The organism is Polynucleobacter sp. AP-Sanab-80-C2 (assembly GCF_035012965.1).
Lineage (GTDB): Bacteria > Pseudomonadota > Gammaproteobacteria > Burkholderiales > Burkholderiaceae > Polynucleobacter.
Map to the genome: position 1 here is coordinate 38,094 of NZ_JAYGQS010000001.1, position 19,326 is coordinate 57,419.

Sequence of the window (19,326 nt, forward strand, 5' to 3'; positions counted from 1 at the left end):
TCACATGACTAAGTCGCAGACAGTCAATAAGATTACTGATGCGGCAGGTCTGCGTGTCGCTCGTGAAGTTGCTTATACAGAGTTTAAAAAAACACAGGCTGCCGGCAAGCTCACTAAACAACTGAGCAAACTGACTGATCAACTACTCGCTCACTTGTGGAATGACTATGACTTGAACAGCGAAGCAACCCTGGTGGCTGTTGGCGGATATGGAAGAGGCGCCCTCTTCCCCTATTCTGATATTGACATTCTGATATTGCTTCCACCCAACACAACTATGGTTGATGCTGTATCAAAAAAAGTAGAGCAATTTGTTGCAAGGTGTTGGGATACTGGCCTTGAAATTGCCTCCTCAGTAAGAACCGTTGCAGAGTGCATTTCAGAGTCAGAGCAGGACATCACGGTTCGCACTTCACTTCTTGAAGCGCGCTTGATCTGCGGGAAAAAACAACTCTTTAAAGAATTTGCCGCCGCTTATGAATCTGCAATGGATTCAAAGAGCTTCTTTCAAGCTAAACAAGCAGAGCAAATACAACGTCACTACAAATATCAAAATACACCTTACTCGCTTGAGCCTAACTGTAAAGAGAGTCCCGGTGGCTTACGTGATCTGCAGGTCATCTCTTGGGTCAGTAAGGCGGCATTATTGGGTAACACCTTTAAAGACTTAAATGAAGCCGGCTTAGTCACCCAGCGCGAGCTAACAGAACTGAATCGCAATCAACGCTTTCTGGACACCCTGAGGGCCAATTTGCATCTGCTCGCAGGACGTCGCCAAGATGTGATTGCTTTTGACTTACAGGCGCCACTGGCGAAATCGATGGGCATTGAAACCGATTCTTCACGCCAAGCCAGTGAAGCGATTATGCGTCGCTACTACTGGGCTGCTAAAGCGGTCACGCAATTAAACGATGTTCTTTTACAAAACATTGAAGCACTCCTCTTTCCGCAAGAATCTAAAACCACTCGCCCTATTCCAGGCGAAGGTAATGAGTATTTCATTGAGCGGCAAGGTGTACTCGATATCACTGATCCACAATTATTTCAGAATCATCCTGAACAAATTTTGCGAACCTTCCTGGTATTTTCGCAAACAGCTAACGTCAAAAGCCTTTCAGCAACTATTTTTCGAGCACTGTATAACGCCCGCCAAAAAATGGATGCTAAGTGGCGAGCCAACCCTATTAATCGAGCCCTCTTTATCGAGATTCTGAAGCAACCCGAAGGTGTAAGTCGAGCATTCCACTTAATGAACCGTAGTAGCGTTCTCGGTCGATACCTGCCTGCCTTCAGAAAAATTGTTGGGCAGATGCAGCATGATTTGTTTCATGTCTACACTGTTGATCAGCACATCTTGATGGTGTTGCGTAATGTGCGTCGCTTCATGGTCGTTGAACATACCCATGAGTTTCCATTTTGTAGCAGCTTAATTGCCCATTTTGAAAAGCCCTGGTTACTAGTGATTGCCGCACTTTTCCACGACATTGCCAAAGGACGTGGCGGGGATCATTCGCAACTTGGCAAAGCCGATATGCGCAAGTTTGCAAAAGACCATGGTCTTGATAAAAAAGATACTGAGCTCTTGATCTGGTTAGTTGCAGAACATCTCAATATGAGCCAGGTAGCTCAAAAGCAAGACATCACAGATCCAGATGTAGTACGGGCTTTTGCCAAGAAGATGGGTGATGAACGTCATCTCACCGCTTTGTACCTCTTAACCGTAGCTGATGTCCGTGGCACCAGCCCTAAAGTCTGGAATGCCTGGAAAGGCAAACTGCTTGAAGATCTCTATCGCGCCACTCTTAGAGTCTTAGGTGGAGCCAAGCCAGATGACTCTTCAGAATTGGCGCAACACCAAGAAGAGTCTAAAGCTAAATTACGCCTGTATGGCATCAATGACGAAGCTTATGAAGAACTATGGAAACAATTAGATGTTGCCTTCTTCCTTCGCCAGGACTCATCTGATATAGCCTGGTTAACGCGTCATCTCTATAACAAGGTGAATAACGACCAGCCCATTGTGCGCGCAAGGTTGTCGCCCATTGGCGAAGGTTTGCAGGTCGCGGTGTATATCAAAGATCAAGAAGATCTATTTGCCAGAATCTGCGCGTACTTTGAAAAGCATGGTTTCTCTATCTGGGATGCACGCATTCATACCACTCGCCATGGTTACGCTTTAGATACCTTCCAAATTTCTGGTAGCACTCTGGTAGATGAAGGCAGTAGCTACCGCGACATCATTCAACTGGTAGAGTTTGAACTAACTGCTGCATTAAGCAATGCAGATCCCTTACCCACTCCAAGCATGGGTCGCCTCTCTAGACAATCTCGCACCTTCCCCATTAAGCCCCGGGTTTATATGGCTCCAGATGATCGCGGGCGCTATTACACACTTGCACTCTCTGCAAGCGATCGGACTGGACTGCTCTACACCATCTCTAGAGTGCTAGCTAAACATCAAGTATCAATTCATACCGCGCGTATCAATACTCTTGGTGAACGAGTAGAAGATGTATTACTGCTAGATGCCGCCAACTTGGGCAAAAATCCAAAGCTACAGATTCAATTAGAGACCGAGTTACTTGAGGCTTTAGGCACTTAGGTTGGACAGAACTCGGCGAATGCGAGTACTTTTAATTTGGTCAAAAGAAAACCAGTCATACAAAATATCTTCTGACGATTTATCCTGTCTTAAAACTTTCAGCCTATAAAGTAAGTCAATATGCAAATGAACCCCTTCACCCTTCTGAGGATTTGCAGGAATTTCATGAACATCAACATCAACTGGCTCAAGACCTCCCGAATCCAATGCGCATATGAAGCCAGTTTCTTCGTATACCTCGCGAATAGCCGCCTCAATAGGTGATTCACCATCATCAATATGGCCACCAGGCTGAAACCAAGCTTTAATATATGGATGAAAGATCAGTAATGCTTTGTTTTCATGTACTAACAAACCACTTGCAGTGACATGTCCAATCTGATTTGACCTACTGAATGGATTTTCATAATTCAAGACTGAATGCACGCGACGGCCAAACAGGGCAATTGATTTGCTAATATCAAAATTTGGAATGGCGTTTACATTAAAGCTTTTCATAATTAAGAGCAAAAACTGCTACCCCACTGATTAAAAATGCAAATAAAAGAAATAAAAAATCTCTTGGGGCTAATTTTTCACCAAGATTTATTAGGCAATCAATTTTTTTAATAAATTCAGATGGGCTTGCTAATATCGAGCTTCGATCAATATCAAATACTGGATAGCACTGCTGTAAGGCATTTAGATTTGCAAATTTTTTAGAGCTTGCTTTGGGTATAACTCCCGCTATTCTAATGACGCTACCCAATGCAGCTAGAAAATTAACGAACTCTACATTTGCATGCATTACAACCAGAACACTATCTATGTTTTTATATCTAGCGGGGTCAATGATGGCGCCAAAAAATCCAGAAAATTTTTGCATAGAAGACTCTCAAACGGATAATCGTAACGAGAGCCTCTAAAAATCACCACCTGATTTTTTAGTAAGAAATTACTGACATCTAAAAAATTGCTTTTAATTGGATGAATATCTTAACTTTAAAAAGTGGGAGTATGAGGCTGGAGTGAGGGCTGTGCTACGAATAGGTATATGCCGTACCTCAACTGCAATAAAGCAGATTAGCCCTAAGCAGAATCCATTGCTTAGGATGAAACCACTTGAGGAGTTAAGGATTTAGCTTAAATTCTAGTAAGCTATTATGCAAAAGCAGACTCATGATGAGAATGCTCATACTTCTCCATCCATGCAAGGCCTGCAGCAGTGTTCTTGAGAGGCTTATATTCACAACCAATCCAGCCCTTGTATCCAATCTTATCTAAGAAGCCCAATAGGAAGTCATAGTTAATTTCGCCAGTACCAGGCTCATTGCGTCCAGGATTGTCTGCTAACTGAATATGCCCAATTCTAGGGAGATATTTTTGAATCGTATTTGCTAACTCACCTTCCATGCGCTGAGCATGATAGATGTCATATTGCAAATACAAGTTATCGGCACCTACCTCGTCCATGATTTCAATCGCTTGCTGAGTTCTTGATAAGTAGAACCCTGGAATATCATAAGTATTGATAGGCTCAATTAAGAGATTGAGTTTTGCTTTGCTTAACTGCTCTGCTGCGTAGCCTAAGTTACCAACAAAAGTATCGCGTAGCACTTTAGGATCAACCCCGGCAGGCGCCTTGCCTGCTAAACAATTTAACTGCTTAACATTTAAAAAAGTGGCATATTCAATCGCTTTATCTACCCCAGCACGAAACTCTGCAACGCGATCAGGGTGGCAAGCAATACCTCGCTCGCCAGCCTCCCAATCGCCTGCAGGCAGGTTATGCAAAACCAATTTCAACGCATAGGTATCCAAACAAGACTTAATTTCATCCTTGGAAAATGCATAAGGAAATAAAAATTCTACAGCTTTAAAACCACCAACTCGAGCAAGCGCAAAGCGATTTAAGAATGCATCTTCTGTAAAGAGCATGGACAAATTGGCGGCAAAACGAGGCATTGAATATTCTCTTTTCTGAATGACAAACTAGGACTGAAGAACTGCTACTGGAGCATCTTCAATAGATTTAGCAACAGGCTCAAACTCGTTAACGCTATCGATTTCTGTCCCCATCGCAATGTTAGTGACTCGCTCTAGAATCACTTCAACTACGACTGGTACTCTAAATTCAGCAATCCATGCCTCGGCTTGAGCAATTGCAGGAGCCAATTGGTCTTCACGCTCTACTCTGATGGCCTTACAGCCAAGTCCCTCAACAACCTTCACGTGATCTACGCCATAACCCTTCACAATGCCAGCGCTTTCCGGAATATTGACGTTATCGAAAGCCAATTGCACACAGTAATCCATCTCAAAGCCACGTTGTGCTTGTCGGATTAATCCAAGATAACTGTTGTTAACTAAAATTTGGATGAATGGCAACTTAAACTGTGCGCCGACAGCCAACTCTTCAATCATGAACTGGAAGTCATAGTCGCCTGAGAGGGCCACAATCTTACGGGTTGGATCAGCAGCACGAACACCTAGGGCTGCTGGTACTGTCCAGCCCAATGGACCAGCTTGACCACAGTTAATCCAATGACGAGGCTTGAATACTTTCAAGAATTGAGCGCCAGCAATTTGCGAGAGACCAATCGTACTGACATAAGTGACATCTTCGCCAAACGTTTGAACCATCTCTTGATACACGCGCTGCGGCTTCATTGGAGATTCATTAAAGTTTGTCTTGCGCTGATAGTCGATAGAATTTTTTCTACCCAAGCATTCAGCTGACCACTTAGTGCGATCTTTCAGCTTGCCAGCTTTCTTCATCTCCGTTGCAACTTCTATAAACAGGGCTAACGCAGCTTTTGCATCGGACACAATACCAAAATCAGGAGTAAAGATACGACCGATCTGAGTAGGCTCAATATCGACGTGGATAAACTTACGGCCCTTGCAATACACCTCGGTTGAACCCGTGTGGCGATTTGCCCAACGGTTACCGATGCCTAAAACAAAATCACTTGCCAACATGGTGGCATTGCCATAACGATGTGATGTTTGTAAACCAACCATACCAGCCATCAATGGATGACTATCAGGGATCGAGCCCCAACCCATGAGCGTTGGAATGACAGGAATGCCAGTGATCTCTGCAAACTGCACTAAAAGATCTGAAGCATCAGAATTAATCACGCCACCACCAGACACAATTAAGGGACGCTCAGATTCATTGAGCATTTCAAGCGCTCTCTCAATCTGCTTGCGAGTTGCCTGTGGTTTGTAGGCAGGCAATGGCTCATAAGTATCGATATCAAACTCGATCTCAGCCATCTGCACATCAATTGGTAAATCAATCAACACTGGTCCAGGACGGCCAGAGCGCATTAAGTGAAATGCCTGTTGGAATACTCTTGGAACCAATGCTGGCTCAAGTACGGTAACTGCCATCTTGGTTAAAGGCTTAGCGATTGAAGCAATATCCACCGCCTGGAAATCTTCTTTATGTAATTTAGCGCGTGGAGCTTGACCTGTAATACATAAAATTGGAATGCTATCTGCTTGCGCTGAATACAAGCCGGTGATCATATCTGTGCCGCCGGGGCCCGATGTACCAATACAGACACCGATATTTCCTGGAGCGGCTCTTGTGTAGCCCTCTGCCATATGAGAAGCACCCTCTACGTGTCTCGCTAGTACGTGGGCAATCGACTGACGTTCGCGCATTTGGGCGTATAGGGGATTAATTGCAGCACCTGGTACTCCAAAGGCTTGGGTAACGCCCTCTTTTTCCATCACCAACACTGCTGCCATTGCTGCTTTCATTTTTGCCATGATTCATCTCCTCATATGGGTATGGACGAATCATCCCCAAATTCAGGTAATTAGAGAACCTCAGCAAATCTATATCTAGTATTCCACTGTGGAATAGTGTAAAAATCACCTATCTATTGCCACCAGAGAGCCCTGTCATGGATCGCGTACAAGGAATATCCCTCTTTATTCGAGTCGTAGAAACGGGCTCATTTAGTAAGGCTGCTGAAGATTTAGGCATTACCCAACCCACAGCCACCAAATTTGTTGCATCCATGGAGAAGCGCTTAGGGGCATTACTGCTGCACCGCAGCACTCGTGGAGTCACCCCCACTGAGATTGGGAAAATTTATTACGAGAAATGCAAGTTGATAGCCCGTGAAATTGAAGAGGCTGATGACCTAGCTTCCTTGATGCAATCCAAAGTTCGGGGCAGGCTAACGATTAATTCATCGGTTGCTTTTGGGCGGCGGGTTCTCACACCCTCCATTCTCGAATTTATGGCACTTCATCCAGAGCTTGAAGTCAATCTCAGTATGGATGATCGCTATATCAATCTTGTCGAACAAGGTGTCGATTTAGCGATTCGGATGCGACGTTTACCAGACTCTTCTTTAGGATCGAGATTTCTTGGTACCAACCCTTGGGTATTGGTTGCTACCCCTCAGTATCTCGAAAAACACTCGATCCCCAAAGCCCCAGAGGAAATCCGTAAACACCTTGCCTTAATCTACTCCACGGTGCAAGGCGACCATCGCTGGAGTTTCACAGACCAATCAGGTCATTCAGAATCTATCGAGGTGAAAGGGCCGTTCACCTCTAACAATCTCTCTTCCGTCTTATCAGCAGCTAGAGCAGGCATGGGTTTGGCTGCACTCCCCTGTTATGTAGCGCATCAATCGATGAAGGATGGAGTTCTGAGACCCATCTTGGAGGATTGGACACTACCAAGTCAAGAAATTCATGCGGTCTTCTCCTCACCAAAACATGTCCCCACCAAAGTAGTCCAATGTATTGATTGGCTGCAGGGACAATTCAAAGGGGAATGGTGGAAGGGCTTGCCAGCAGGGAAGTCTGAATAAAAAAAATCCCATCATCAAGATGGGATCAAACTACAACATACTGCAGGACTTTGGTAAGGCTAATGTTCAAGTACAAGCTCTGGCAGAGCCAACCTGCCTTGTGAGGTTTGAACCTTAGTGTTTAAAAGTTTAGTTAAAGCAAATACAGTGCTTAAACAAGGTGTCAGAGTATTGGTAATGCGCCCAAGCTCAATCACAGAACCTAGTAATGCATCGATCTCTAAGTTATTGCCAGCTTCGAGATCCTGAAGCATTGAGGTTTTGTGTTTGCCAACTTTTTCTGCTCCAGAAATACGTCTTTCAACATCCACCCGGAATATAACTCCTAACTTCTCAGCAATGGTTTGTGCCTCGAGCATCATATTGCGCGCCAAATCCTTAGTCAGAGGATTTCTGCAAATACCCTCAAGATGCTCATGAGTGAGCGCACTGATAGGATTAAAAGTCATATTACCCCAGAGCTTTAACCAAATCTCTGAGCGAATATCTTCTAAGATAGGTGACTTAAATCCAGCGTCTGACATCATCTGAGAAATTTTTTGGATGCGCTCGGATTGAGATCCATCAAGCTCACCAAGCGGAAAACGATTGCCCTCTACATGACGGATTACGCCAGGAGACTCTGCATAGGTGGCTGGATAGACAACACAACCAATCACATTTCGTGGATTAATCTTTTTCATAATCTGCCCACCAGCATCGACCGTCTCTACCGGGAAGTTTTCAAATGGGCCTGGTAGATTTTGGAAGTACCACCATGGAATGCCGTTTTGCATTGGGATCAATGTGGTCTCAGGGCCAACAATGCTTGCCAAATCATCAATGATTGGCTCAATTTGATGTGCCTTTACAGCCAACATGATGACATCAGGTATGCCGACATCACTAATTTTTTCCACTGCCCTAACCTGAGCAACAATAGGACGAGGCTCGCTCTCCATATAGAGTGTTAGACCATTTTTTTGGATTGTTGCCAGGGTAGCGCCCCGCGCAACTACGGTTACTTGATTACCAGCCCTGGCTAATTTAGCAGCCAAGTAACCACCAATTGCTCCACCACCTCCAATGACGCAGATTTTCATACAGCCTCCTCAGAATCTAAAAATATGATTTGAAGTATCTTGCGCAAACTATGTTCGCTTGTGAATACAAGAGATGCTATATGAGATATTCCCGGAAGGAATATCGACTATTTAATAGCTAGGAATCACTCCACAGTTTTCCTGCTGTCGCCCAATCAGATTTTTTTACATCCTGATAAATCACATCGACTGATGCTGCAGTGCAACCCATAATTTTTACAGCAGCCTCTGTGATGGCTTTTGCATATTCCCGCTTTACATCATCACTACGACCTTCGAATAATTGCACTTGAATTAATGGCATTGTTTTCTCCTTTTATCTATCCATCAAAGCTCTTTGATATGCAGGCCATTCTAGCCGACCCTCATCATCCCCATCACTACATAGCTGTCTATAAGTTAATTCGCAGATTTCAGCAGGTGGACAAATAAAATCCTGATCAGACCTAGATAGCGCCTGAATTTTGCAGGCCTTATCCAGAACATCCATTAAATAAAATGCTTGCTGTATGGAAGCTCCACAAACAATGCTGCCGTGGTTATGCAAAAGGATTGCTTTCTTATCAGCCAAATTTTTTACTAGAGTAGTCTGCTCCCTGGCAGACAATGCCAATCCCTGATAGTCGTGGTACGCCACATCACGATAAAAACGTAAAGCGTGCTGCGAAATTGGCAAGAGTCCTTTTGCTTGAGCCGATATGGCAATTACTGAATCTACGTGAAGATGTAATACACACTTTGCATCAGGGCGCGCAGCATGTACTGCACCATGAATCGCAAACCCTGTCTGATTGACAGGGCCTTCTCCTGTCAATACCTGGCACTGTAGGTTTACCTTTACTAAATTTTGAGGAGTCACTTCATTAAAGCGCAATCCAAATCGATTGAGTAAATAAGCACCATCTTCATCAGGCACTGAAGCTGAAATATGGGTATAGATTCCATCATCCCAATTCTTTAAATAAGCCAATTGATAAGCTGTCGCTAAATCAATGCGAACTTGTTTTTCTTGGTCAGAGATTGGCTCTAAGCTAGCCCAATCCCCGGAGTTGATATGAAATTTAGAATGCAAGGAATTCATCTGAGAATAGAACTACTTTAATAAATGCAACATTGTTGACTCATCAATCACTAGTACACCCAACTCTTCTGCCTTAGTAAGCTTGCTGCCTGCATCCTCTCCTGCAACAACATAGTCAGTTTTTTTAGAAACTGAGCCAGCGACTTTAGCACCCGCTTTTTCCAAGAGTTCCTTAGCTTCATCGCGGGTCATTGTTGGGAAGGTGCCAGTAAGGACAAATGTTTTACCCGCTACAGCTGCGCTGATGATTTTTTCCTCGACAGAAAGCTGCATTCCTGAAGCCAGGAGCTGCTCAATGACCTCTCGGTTATGTGCTTCTTGCATAAAGCTGGTGATTGAGTCTGCAACCACAGGACCCACATCTTTAACAGTCAATAAATCCTCGATACTGGCATCCATGAGCGCATGCATCGATTGGTAATGATTGGCCAAGTCCTTTGCGGTGGTCTCGCCAACATGACGAATACCGAGGGCGAAGATAAATCTAGCTAAGGTAGTATTTCTAGATTGATTAATCGCCTGAATGAGATTATCCGCTGACTTATCACCCATTCGCTCTAGATTCGCTAAAGCGGTGAAACCGAGGCGATAAAGATCAGCCGGCGTTCTCACGAGATTTTGATCCACTAATTGATCAACAATCTTTTCACCCAAACCTTCAATATCGAGAGCCCTTCTGTGGGCAAAGTGAATTAAAGCTTGCTTACGCTGCGCACCACAAAATAAGCCACCACTGCAGCGTGCCACTGCTTCATCGGTTAAACGCTCAATATGAGAATCACATACTGGGCAATTAACTGGCATCACAAATTCTTTCGTATCTGCGGGTCGGCGATCTTTGATCACCGACACTACTTCGGGAATCACATCACCTGCTCTTCGTACCGAAACGGTATCCCCAATACGCACATCCTTGCGCTTGACTTCATCTTCGTTATGCAAGGTAGCATTGGTAACAGTAACGCCACCCACCTCAACTGGAGCCAGTCGTGCAACGGGAGTAATTGCGCCAGTACGACCTACTTGCACATCGATTCCCAATACAGTAGTCAGCGCCTCTTGAGCTGGATACTTATGAGCTAATGCAAATCGTGGAGCTCTAGATACAAAGCCAAGTTTTGTCTGCTCTGCAAATGAATTGACTTTATAGACAACACCGTCGATGTCATAGGGCAATGCATCACGTTTGGCACCAATCTCATTGTAGAAAGCCAAGATCTCCGCAACTGAATGAAGAATCCTGCGCTCTGAGCACACTGGCAACCCAAGTTGTATATAAGCATTGAGTAATTCTTCATGAGTTTTTGGTAGCCAAGACTGCGGCTCTAAAGCACCCAGCCCATAGGCAAAGAAAGAAAGTGGCCTTTTTGCGGTGATCTTTGAATCTAATTGACGTAAGCTTCCCGCAGCAGCATTGCGAGGGTTGGCAAATTCTTTTTCGCCACTAGTAGCTGCCTGTTGATTCATTTTTTGAAAGTCTTTGAGGTACATAAAGACCTCACCACGAACCTCTAAAACTCGTGGAATACTTTTACCCGTTAATTTCAGAGGGATGGCACGAATTGTTTTGATGTTCGCAGTAACGTCTTCACCACTGGCCCCATCACCACGAGTAGCGGCTCTGACTAAAGAGCCATTTTCATAACGCAGAGAAATGGCCAGACCATCAAACTTCAACTCGCCTGCATAAGCTACATGATCCGCGTGCAAGCCTTCACGACAACGACGATCAAAAGCGCTTAGCTCAGCTTCTTCAAATGCATTATTGAGCGAGAGCATGGGTACTTCATGAGTCACTGAGTCAAACTCTTTTAAGGCAGTGCCACCGACCCGTTGAGATAAGGACTCTGGTGTAATCCACTCTGGATGAGCCGCTTCAATATCCAATAACTCTCGATAGAGGCGGTCATATTCAATATCAGGTAATAGTGGATTATCTAGAACATAGTAAGCATGCTCTAGGCGGGCAAGCTCAGCCTGTAAGAATGCGTAACGCTCCGCTGTATTTATCGGACTATTCGACGACAAGGTGATGTCCTAGCTAAAGAGTCTGCTAGCTGTGGAAGATCCAGCAGGGATGCCAGATTTCTCAAGATTGGCATAAAGGCCATCAAGATGCTGACGAATACTGATCACAGCTGCTTCGCTCAAATTAATACCATTGTCATCCACTAAACGACCATGGGCAGCTTGCGCAATCTCCACGCCCTCAGCCAACATTCTTTCAAAGGCGCGCTCTTCTTGCGCAATCAGAGGAACTTCTAAGAGTAAGGTCAATTGCATTACCGACTTGTTTGGGTCTAAGCCTGCGCTAGTAAAGATCAATGCGCCATTACTGTAAAACTCATATTCACGGCGATTGCGCGCTAACTTGAAACCACGTTGACGCATCAGCGCATCAAAATTACCCCAAGGGCAAGCTTCATCAAAGAGCACGTTGATACTAAGTTGAATATCACTATCTGCCGCCATCACATCCAACTCTTTAGCGCTCTCTAGCATGGTGTTGACGCTAGGCATGTCGATTTGGGAACCCAGGGTATCGGCGAGCGCTTGAGCGCGAGAACAGAAATCAGATAATTCCAAGACGCCAATGGCACCACGGCGAGTTGCTAGCTGAATAGCTAATTGGAGTTCAGAGTATGAAGATTGCGGGTTTAACTCTTCCCACTCCTGATCAACATTCAAACCTTCGCACATCCACTTTGCAGCAGATTGCGTTTGTAAGTCTGTCCATGTATTAATTTCTTCAAGAATCTCTGCCCCGCTGATACCTTCATCAAAGCGTAGTGTAATGACGCAGTCAATACGAGGATCGATGGCAAACTTCTCAGGAGAAGAAGTCGTTGCTAAAAGCACGTTACCAAAACTAGGTTCATTACGCTCACTTGAGTCAGCATCTGCAAAGCCCTGACCAAAACTAGGCTCGCGTGCAAAGCGATCATCAAGAGCATATTCATCCTGCTCTCTTGCTTTACGACGTGCCCGGGAGTATTTAAGGTTGAGGATGGCTACCAATATCAAAATCAGTAGTCCAATAACTGCTAAGGCAAACTGCAAATCAGACAAGCCCAACATTGTCATGATTTGTTCTACGTACACTTAAGCAGCCTCTACCATTGAAACCGCTGAAGAGATATCCACGGCAACAATGCGTGATACGCCTTGCTCTTGCATCGTGACACCAATCAACTGATGGGCAATTTCCATGGTGATTTTGTTGTGGGAGATAAACAAAAACTGTGTTTTATCTGACATTTTGGCGACCAGTTGAGAATAGCGCAGGGTATTGGCATCGTCTAACGGTGCATCAACCTCATCAAGTAAGCAGAATGGAGCTGGATTCAACAAGAAAAGAGAGAAAACCAGTGCGATCGCCGTCAAAGCCTTTTCACCACCGGAGAGCAAGTAGATGCTGCTATTTTTCTTGCCTGGAGGTTGGGCCATTACTTGAACGCCCGCGTCCAAAATCTCTTCACCAGTCATCACCAATTCAGCATGACCACCGCCGAACAGTTCTGGGAATAATTTTCCAAAGTGACCATTGACTTGATCAAAGGTGCCTTGCAATAAATCACGAGTCTCTGCATCAATCTTGGCAATCGCATCAGTCAGAGTCTGCATTGCTTCATTCAAGTCAGCAGATTGTGCATCTAAAAACTGCTTACGCTCACGTGAGCTGGATAACTCATCAAGCGCAGCCATATTCACTGGACCCAATGATTGAATCTCAGTATTTAAACGATTGACTTCAGTCTGCAAGGCACCCACCTTTAGGTCAGGACTAAAGTTTGCTTCCAAGGCAGTTAAGTCAGCTTCTGCATCGGTCAACAAAGTCGCAAATTGCTCATAGTTCAAGCGGGCAGCCTGCTCACGCAATTGCAAATCCACCACCTTATCGCGCATTGGCTGCAAGCTACGCTCTATCTGCATACGGGCTTCATCAGCCTCACGCAATTGATGTAATAAAGCATCTTGCTCAGTACGAGCGTTTGCCAAAGCCGCTTCACGCGCGCTACGAGCTAACAAGAGTCCCTGTAATTTTTCTTGCGCTTCTTCGTCACTTAAGGAAACTAACTCTTGAGTGGCCTGATCAAACTTATCCTGAATCTCCATGATCTGAGTGCGAGCAGTACTTTGATCACGTTGCAAGTCTGCTATACGCTGTTGCAGTGAGCGAGTTGCAAAGGCAGCCTCTTGTGCAGACATTTCTGCTGCGCGTAAAGATTCACGCAAACGATCACGTTCTTGCGTGGCAGCCTCTAATTTTTCTTGAGCAGATGCTAAAGCATCTTGGAGGCCCTGCTTAGATTCTTCTGCTTGACTTAACTCTGCCGCAGATTGCTCTTGTGTATTACCTAATTGCTCACCTTGCAGACGCAACTCACCCAATTCATCCTGAATTTGGGCAGCGCGCTGGCTATATTTTTCTTCAGCCTGAGTTAACTGCATTCTCTCTACTTCAAAGCCATGAGCTTCTTGCACTGCCTGCTCAGCATTGATACGGGCCTGCTCTGCTGCTTGATGAGCCGCTTGATAGTTAGCAACGCATTGATCTAATTCACCTTGCAATTCGCTCTGCATCAATTTTTGAGCGCGTAACTGTTTCTCAAGACTTTCCATCTCTTGCGCACGGGCCAACATACCAGCCTGCTCAGAATCTGCTGCGTACAACTGCACGCTTACACGACTCACTAAGTGGCCTTGCTGAGTAACAAATGCACCACCAGCTGGTAATTTTTCACGGCGATGCAAAGCATCTTCGAGACTGGAGGCAATATAAATATTGTCTAACCACTCTTGCAACACAGAGGTAAGCCTTGGGGCACCAGCACTTTGCACACGACTTAATAAAGGTGTGAAATCCGCTGGAGCTGATGTATGTGCTGGGCTAATTTCTTCTGTCAGCAAAATCGCCAAACGACTTGGAGGCGCATCATTGGCTAAAGCGAGAGTTTCTTGCACACTCTTTGCAGTCACTGCAGCCAAACGCTCACGCAATACCGACTCCAAAGCGGCTTCCCAACCGCTCTCTACTTTGAGCTCTTGCCAGAGACGTTTGCTTTCTTTAAGCCCTTTACTTTCAAGCCATGGACCAATCTTGCCTTGTGCTTGCACGCTGGCCTGTAAGGCGGTCAAAGCGGTTAACTTAGCCTCAGTTTGAGCCAAATCTTGATTGGCTGTCTGAATTTTTTGTTGGGCAGCATTACGTGCTTCATCTGCAGCAGGTACGCGTTGCTGCGTTTCACCTGCGCGTTGTTTTGACTCTTCAACTTTGCGCTGCGCCATAGTTTGACGATCAATCGCCATTTGCAAAGCTTCTGCATCTGGCCTACGCATACCATCAAGCTCACCTCTTAAGCGGGCTTCACGCCCTTTGAGCTCATCGGATTGAGCTGACATGGCACGAATACGCTCACCCAAACTCGCAAGACGTTGTTCAATAGAGGCTAAGCTTTCGCGGGCGTTATTGAGATCACGTGCAGCAGTTTGATAAGCCTCTTCACGACTTGGCATCTGCCCTTGTAAGCCAGTGAGGTCTGCCAAGAGAGTTTGTTCTTTTTCTGAAGCTTCATTTAGTTCATGCTCAGCAGTGCGTTGCGCTTGAGCAGCATCAGTTTCTTGCACGGTCCAGCGCTGCAATTGTGCCTGCAAATCTTGAGTTTGTTGTTGTAAGCGTTGGCGCGCTTCTTGTACATAATGAATCTGTGATTCAACCTGACTCACATCAGAGTTGGTTTGATATAACTCACCTTGCGCCTCAGAGACTTTATCTTGCAATGCGTATTGTTGAGTACGCATGGTTTCCAGTTCAGACTCAGCATGACGCAGCTTAGCAGTCTGCTCTTCCAAGTTCACTTGGGTATCACGGATAGCATTGGCATGACGCTCTTGCTCTTTTCCAGCCTCGGTCTGACGCACAAACCAGAGTAACTGTTGCTGGGATTTCATTTGCGCAGAGAGCTCTGCATGACGCTCGGCAACTGTTGCTTGTTTTTCTAAGCGAGTGAGTTGTTGATCAAGCTCACGCAAAATGTCTTCAACACGGGTTAAATTTTCGACAGTGTCCTCTAAACGAGAAGCAGTTTCTTTACGACGCTCTTTGTATTTAGAAACCCCAGCTGCCTCTTCCAAGAACACACGCAACTCTTCTGGTTTTGCCTCTAAGATGCGATTAATTGTTCCTTGACCAATAATGGCGTAACCTCTTGGACCCATACCGGTACCCAAGAAAATATCTTGAATATCTTTGCGGCGGACCACTTGGTTGTTGACGTAATAACTAGAATTACCGTCACGAGTCAAAACACGTTTGATACCTAATTCTGTAAAAGCACTCCACTGACCTTGAGCACGTCCTTCAGAATTATCAAAAATGAGTTCTACGCTGGCACGACCAGATGGTTTGCGTAAACCTGAGCCATTAAAAATAACGTCTTGCATGGACTCACCACGCAACTCACTGGCGCGGGATTCACCCAAAACCCAACGTACAGCGTCAATAATGTTCGACTTTCCGCAACCGTTAGGGCCTACAACACCAATTAATTGGCCAGGCATTTCAAAATGGGTTGGGTCAACGAAAGACTTAAAGCCGGAAAGTTTGATGGATTTCAGTTGCACGGCGTACTTTGCAGGGAAAAAAGAGGTTCAAAAAAGGGGTAAAAATTACATCTAAAGTGGGAAGATGATAGCAAGCTTAAGGCTACTTAGACGCGTTTTTGCCCCATCGATATAATGGTAGATCTACCTCCAGGGACAAAATCCCTTAACAATCTGATAGTTAACTGAAAAGCATGAGCCAATCACCACAAAGCATCATTGAACAAGCCTGGGAAAACCGCGCAGACCTCTCACCCAACAGCGCCCCTGGAAGCGTCCAGAGCGCTGTAAATGCGGTCTTGGAAGGCCTCAATGCGGGCACCATTCGAGTCGCCGAGCGTCGCGATGTCGGTAAGTGGGAAGTAAATCAGTGGGTTAAGAAAGCCGTACTGCTTTCTTTCCGACTAGAGGACAACGTTCCAATGAGTGCTGGTGGTTACACCCAGTTCTACGATAAGGTTCCTAGCAAATTTGAAGGCTATACGGCTGCTGACTTTGCAGCGGGCGGATTCCGCGTGGTTCCCCCTGCTATGGCTCGTCGAGGCTCTTTTATTGGCAAAAATGCTGTTTTGATGCCTTCTTACGTCAATATTGGTGCTTATGTTGGTGAAGGCACTATGGTCGACACTTGGGCAACCGTTGGTTCTTGCGCTCAAATTGGTAAAAACGTTCACCTTTCTGGTGGCGTTGGCATTGGCGGTGTTTTAGAGCCAATTCAAGCCGGCCCAGTGATTATTGAAGATAACTGCTTTATTGGCGCCCGCTCTGAAGTAGTTGAAGGGGTCGTCATTGAAGAGAATTCGGTTCTCTCCATGGGTGTCTACATTGGTCAAAGCACCAAAATTTATGATCGTGAAACTGGTGAAGTGCATTACGGTCGTGTTCCTGCTGGCTCAGTAGTAGTTCCAGGCTCATTGCCTTCTGCTTGCGGTAAGTACAGTTTGTATGCCGCAATCATTGTGAAAAAAGTGGATGCACAAACCAGAGCCAAGACTGCCATCAACGAACTGCTGCGCGACTAAAAATCTATGAGCGCCACGCTTGAGCTTACTGAAGCTCTGATCGCTTGCCATTCCGTAACACCGGCAGATGGTGGCTGCCAGGATTTAATTGCTCAACGCTTACAAGCAATTGGCTTTCATACTGAGAGCGTTATTAGTGGGCCTGAGAATTTTCAGGTCACCAATCTTTGGGCCATCAAAAAAGGGGAAGCGGGCGATCAAGGCAAAGTGCTGATGTTTGCTGGTCATACCGATGTAGTGCCTACTGGCCCGCTTGAAAAATGGACCAGCAACCCATTTACGCCAACGATTCGTGATGGCTTACTCTACGGTCGTGGTGCAGCTGATATGAAAACCTCTCTAGCTGGATTTGTAGTTGCCACAGAAGAATTTGTTACTACCCATCCTAATCATCAAGGTTCCATTGCCTTCTTAATTACTAGCGATGAAGAGGGTCCCGCCAATGATGGCACTGTCATCATGTGTGAACGTTTACAACAACATGGTCAACGCTTGGATTACTGCGTGATTGGCGAACCGACCTCTGTTGATCAGTTAGGTGACATGATTAAAAATGGTCGTCGCGGCTCTTTATCCGGCAAAGTGAAGATCAAAGGTATACAAGCGCATATTGCCTACCCTCATTTAGGTGCGAATCCAATTCACTTGTCTGCGCCAGCCATTACAGCATTGGTAGAGACTGAGTGGGATAAGGGCAATCAATATTTCCAGCCAACCAGTTTTCAGATTTCGAATGTTCATGCGGGCACTGGTGCCAATAATGTGATTCCTGGTGAGCTGGTAATCGATTTTAATTTCCGCTTCTCTACCGAGAGCAAACCAGAACAATTGCGCGAACGTCTTGAAAATATTCTCAAAGACGCTGGTCTTGATTTTGGGATCGACTGGGTATTAGGTGGCAGCCCATTCATTACTGGTGATGGCGATTTAGCAGGTGCCTTACGCAAAGCCATTAAAGCTGAGACACGAGTGGATACCGAACTCTCCACTACTGGGGGCACTAGTGATGGTCGCTTTATCGCCAAGATCTGCAAAGAGGTTGTGGAATTTGGGCCGCTCAATGCGACTAGCCACAAAATCGATGAGTGCGTCATCATTGATGATGTTGAGCCCCTCAAAAATATCTATCGCAAAACGCTTGAGCAGCTCATAGCTTAATCTCACCCCACTGCTTTTCTTTTTTAATACACAATTCATCCATCATGGACCCTGAGCCTTCACAAGCCTTTACAGTCAATCAGTGCATTGATCAAGTCGCACTCAAACTAGAGGCCGCAAAATTACATTATGGGCATGGCGCTATCGATGCGCAGAGTGAAGCCTTGTGGATTACCAGCAAACAATTGGAACTCAGTCCTGCAGAAGCACTAGATCATCTAGAGCGAACACTAACGAGCGATCAATACCAAATGGCATTCGCTATCGCTGAGCAAAGAATTGCAACTCGTAAACCACTGGCCTACATTTTGGGTGAAGCTTGGTTAATGGGTGTGCCATTTTTCTGTAGCGAACAAAGTATTGTTCCCCGTTCATGGATTGCGGAGTTGATTGTGGATGGATCATTGGAGCCATGGTTACCGGCCGATGGCAAAGCATTAGATCTTTGCACTGGCAATGGCTCTTTGGCTATCTTGCTTGCTCTTTCTTGTCCTGATATTCATGTGAGCGCTTGTGATATCAGCATGCCAGCCTTATCTGTTGCAGCACGCAATGTGGATCGCCATAGCTTAAGCTCTCAAGTGGAATTATTAGATGGCGACCTTTGGGATGCACTACCCGAGCCCAATGAAGACAACCTCTTTGATCTGATTATTTGCAACCCACCTTATGTCAATGCCACTTCAATGAGCGCTCTACCAGCTGAATATCAAGCTGAGCCAGCCTTGGCCCTTGCGGGTGGTGATGACGGCATGGATTTAATTCGCAGGATTATTGCTCAAGCGCCAGATTATCTCTCTGAACGAGGCGCTATTCTGCTTGAAATTGGTAATGAGTATGAGAACTTCAAAAAGGCATTCCCACAAATTCCTGTGATCTGGATGGAAGTGTCTGCTGGCGAAGAGCAGGTACTCTTAATACAAGCAGAAGATCTGCGTTAAAAAATAAAACGATT

The 19,326-nt window shown here is 45.4% G+C and carries 15 protein-coding genes; 5 read left to right on the forward strand and 10 right to left on the reverse strand.

Annotated elements, in window-relative coordinates; translation table 11 throughout:
• The first annotated feature begins 4 nt into the window (after nucleotides 1–4).
• Complete coding sequence (locus tag VC178_RS00200; RefSeq protein ID WP_323481183.1) at nucleotides 5–2,602, forward strand: [protein-PII] uridylyltransferase; 2,598 nt, start codon at nucleotides 5–7, stop codon at nucleotides 2,600–2,602.
• Here the strand turns inward: VC178_RS00200 and VC178_RS00205 are convergent.
• The 4 genes from VC178_RS00205 to gcl form a co-directional block, all read right to left on the reverse strand.
• Nucleotides 2,591–3,100, reverse strand: a complete 510-nt coding sequence (locus tag VC178_RS00205; RefSeq protein WP_215319833.1) for an NUDIX hydrolase — start codon at nucleotides 3,098–3,100, stop codon at nucleotides 2,591–2,593. The genes VC178_RS00200 and VC178_RS00205 overlap by 12 nt on opposite strands.
• Nucleotides 3,087–3,467, reverse strand: a complete 381-nt coding sequence (locus VC178_RS00210) for a hypothetical protein (RefSeq protein WP_323481184.1) — start codon at nucleotides 3,465–3,467, stop codon at nucleotides 3,087–3,089. The genes VC178_RS00205 and VC178_RS00210 overlap by 14 nt, the downstream gene beginning before the upstream one ends.
• A 275-nt stretch (nucleotides 3,468–3,742) precedes the next feature.
• Nucleotides 3,743–4,546, reverse strand: a complete 804-nt coding sequence (hyi, locus tag VC178_RS00215; protein ID WP_216124307.1) for a hydroxypyruvate isomerase — start codon at nucleotides 4,544–4,546, stop codon at nucleotides 3,743–3,745.
• Between the two features lie 27 nt (nucleotides 4,547–4,573).
• Nucleotides 4,574–6,364: a glyoxylate carboligase gene (gene gcl, locus VC178_RS00220; protein WP_215296519.1), complete on the reverse strand. Its 1,791-nt coding sequence runs from the start codon at nucleotides 6,362–6,364 to the stop codon at nucleotides 4,574–4,576.
• 137 nt (nucleotides 6,365–6,501) lie between these two features.
• Here gcl and VC178_RS00225 point away from each other — a divergent pair, with 137 nt between their 5' ends.
• Nucleotides 6,502–7,425 (forward strand): LysR family transcriptional regulator, encoded by a 924-nt coding sequence (locus VC178_RS00225; protein WP_215296518.1) that lies wholly within the window; start codon nucleotides 6,502–6,504, stop codon nucleotides 7,423–7,425.
• Nucleotides 7,426–7,484: 59 nt separating this feature from the next.
• On the opposite strand, the gene VC178_RS00230 is transcribed toward VC178_RS00225, so the two are convergent.
• From VC178_RS00230 to smc, 6 genes are all read right to left on the reverse strand, one after another.
• Entirely contained in the window at nucleotides 7,485–8,507 is a 1,023-nt protein-coding gene (locus VC178_RS00230) for a 2-dehydropantoate 2-reductase (protein WP_323481185.1), read from the reverse strand.
• A gap of 118 nt (nucleotides 8,508–8,625) precedes the next feature.
• Entirely contained in the window at nucleotides 8,626–8,811 is a 186-nt protein-coding gene (locus tag VC178_RS00235) for a 4-oxalocrotonate tautomerase (RefSeq protein ID WP_215296516.1), read from the reverse strand.
• A gap of 12 nt (nucleotides 8,812–8,823) precedes the next feature.
• On the reverse strand, nucleotides 8,824–9,588 hold the full coding sequence (locus VC178_RS00240; RefSeq protein ID WP_323481186.1) for a class II aldolase/adducin family protein: 765 nt from the start codon (nucleotides 9,586–9,588) through the stop codon (nucleotides 8,824–8,826).
• 12 nt (nucleotides 9,589–9,600) lie between these two features.
• Nucleotides 9,601–11,616, reverse strand: a complete 2,016-nt coding sequence (ligA, locus tag VC178_RS00245) for an NAD-dependent DNA ligase LigA (RefSeq protein WP_323481187.1) — start codon at nucleotides 11,614–11,616, stop codon at nucleotides 9,601–9,603.
• 9 nt (nucleotides 11,617–11,625) lie between these two features.
• Nucleotides 11,626–12,690: a cell division protein ZipA C-terminal FtsZ-binding domain-containing protein gene (locus VC178_RS00250; protein WP_323481188.1), complete on the reverse strand. Its 1,065-nt coding sequence runs from the start codon at nucleotides 12,688–12,690 to the stop codon at nucleotides 11,626–11,628.
• Nucleotides 12,691–16,212 carry a chromosome segregation protein SMC gene (smc, locus tag VC178_RS00255; RefSeq protein ID WP_323481189.1) on the reverse strand — a complete coding sequence of 1,174 codons (3,522 nt, stop codon included), beginning with the start codon at nucleotides 16,210–16,212 and terminating at the stop codon, nucleotides 12,691–12,693.
• A 173-nt stretch (nucleotides 16,213–16,385) separates the two neighbouring features.
• Here smc and dapD point away from each other — a divergent pair, with 173 nt between their 5' ends.
• From dapD to prmB, 3 genes are read left to right on the forward strand one after another with little or no spacing between them, the layout of a single operon-like run.
• A complete protein-coding gene (gene dapD, locus VC178_RS00260; protein WP_323481190.1) occupies nucleotides 16,386–17,213 on the forward strand; it encodes a 2,3,4,5-tetrahydropyridine-2,6-dicarboxylate N-succinyltransferase in 828 nt (275 codons plus the stop codon).
• A 6-nt stretch (nucleotides 17,214–17,219) separates the two neighbouring features.
• Complete coding sequence (dapE, locus tag VC178_RS00265; RefSeq protein WP_323481191.1) at nucleotides 17,220–18,371, forward strand: succinyl-diaminopimelate desuccinylase; 1,152 nt, start codon at nucleotides 17,220–17,222, stop codon at nucleotides 18,369–18,371.
• Between the two features lie 44 nt (nucleotides 18,372–18,415).
• Nucleotides 18,416–19,312: a 50S ribosomal protein L3 N(5)-glutamine methyltransferase gene (gene prmB / locus VC178_RS00270; RefSeq protein ID WP_216178243.1), complete on the forward strand. Its 897-nt coding sequence runs from the start codon at nucleotides 18,416–18,418 to the stop codon at nucleotides 19,310–19,312.
• Nucleotides 19,313–19,326 lie beyond the last annotated feature (14 nt).

What these genes read in the sequence shown, in the direction of transcription:
- VC178_RS00200 (WP_323481183.1), top strand. Translation starts at nt 5, where the DNA reads ATGACTAAGTCGCAGACAGTCAATAAGATTACTGATGCGGCAGGTCTG.
- VC178_RS00205 (WP_215319833.1), bottom strand. Translation starts at nt 3,100, where the DNA reads ATGAAAAGCTTTAATGTAAACGCCATTCCAAATTTTGATATTAGCAAA.
- VC178_RS00210 (WP_323481184.1), bottom strand. Translation starts at nt 3,467, where the DNA reads ATGCAAAAATTTTCTGGATTTTTTGGCGCCATCATTGACCCCGCTAGA.
- hyi (WP_216124307.1), bottom strand. Translation starts at nt 4,546, where the DNA reads ATGCCTCGTTTTGCCGCCAATTTGTCCATGCTCTTTACAGAAGATGCA.
- gcl (WP_215296519.1), bottom strand. Translation starts at nt 6,364, where the DNA reads ATGGCAAAAATGAAAGCAGCAATGGCAGCAGTGTTGGTGATGGAAAAA.
- VC178_RS00225 (WP_215296518.1), top strand. Translation starts at nt 6,502, where the DNA reads ATGGATCGCGTACAAGGAATATCCCTCTTTATTCGAGTCGTAGAAACG.
- VC178_RS00230 (WP_323481185.1), bottom strand. Translation starts at nt 8,507, where the DNA reads ATGAAAATCTGCGTCATTGGAGGTGGTGGAGCAATTGGTGGTTACTTG.
- VC178_RS00235 (WP_215296516.1), bottom strand. Translation starts at nt 8,811, where the DNA reads ATGCCATTAATTCAAGTGCAATTATTCGAAGGTCGTAGTGATGATGTA.
- VC178_RS00240 (WP_323481186.1), bottom strand. Translation starts at nt 9,588, where the DNA reads ATGAATTCCTTGCATTCTAAATTTCATATCAACTCCGGGGATTGGGCT.
- dapD (WP_323481190.1), top strand. Translation starts at nt 16,386, where the DNA reads ATGAGCCAATCACCACAAAGCATCATTGAACAAGCCTGGGAAAACCGC.
- dapE (WP_323481191.1), top strand. Translation starts at nt 17,220, where the DNA reads ATGAGCGCCACGCTTGAGCTTACTGAAGCTCTGATCGCTTGCCATTCC.
- prmB (WP_216178243.1), top strand. Translation starts at nt 18,416, where the DNA reads ATGGACCCTGAGCCTTCACAAGCCTTTACAGTCAATCAGTGCATTGAT.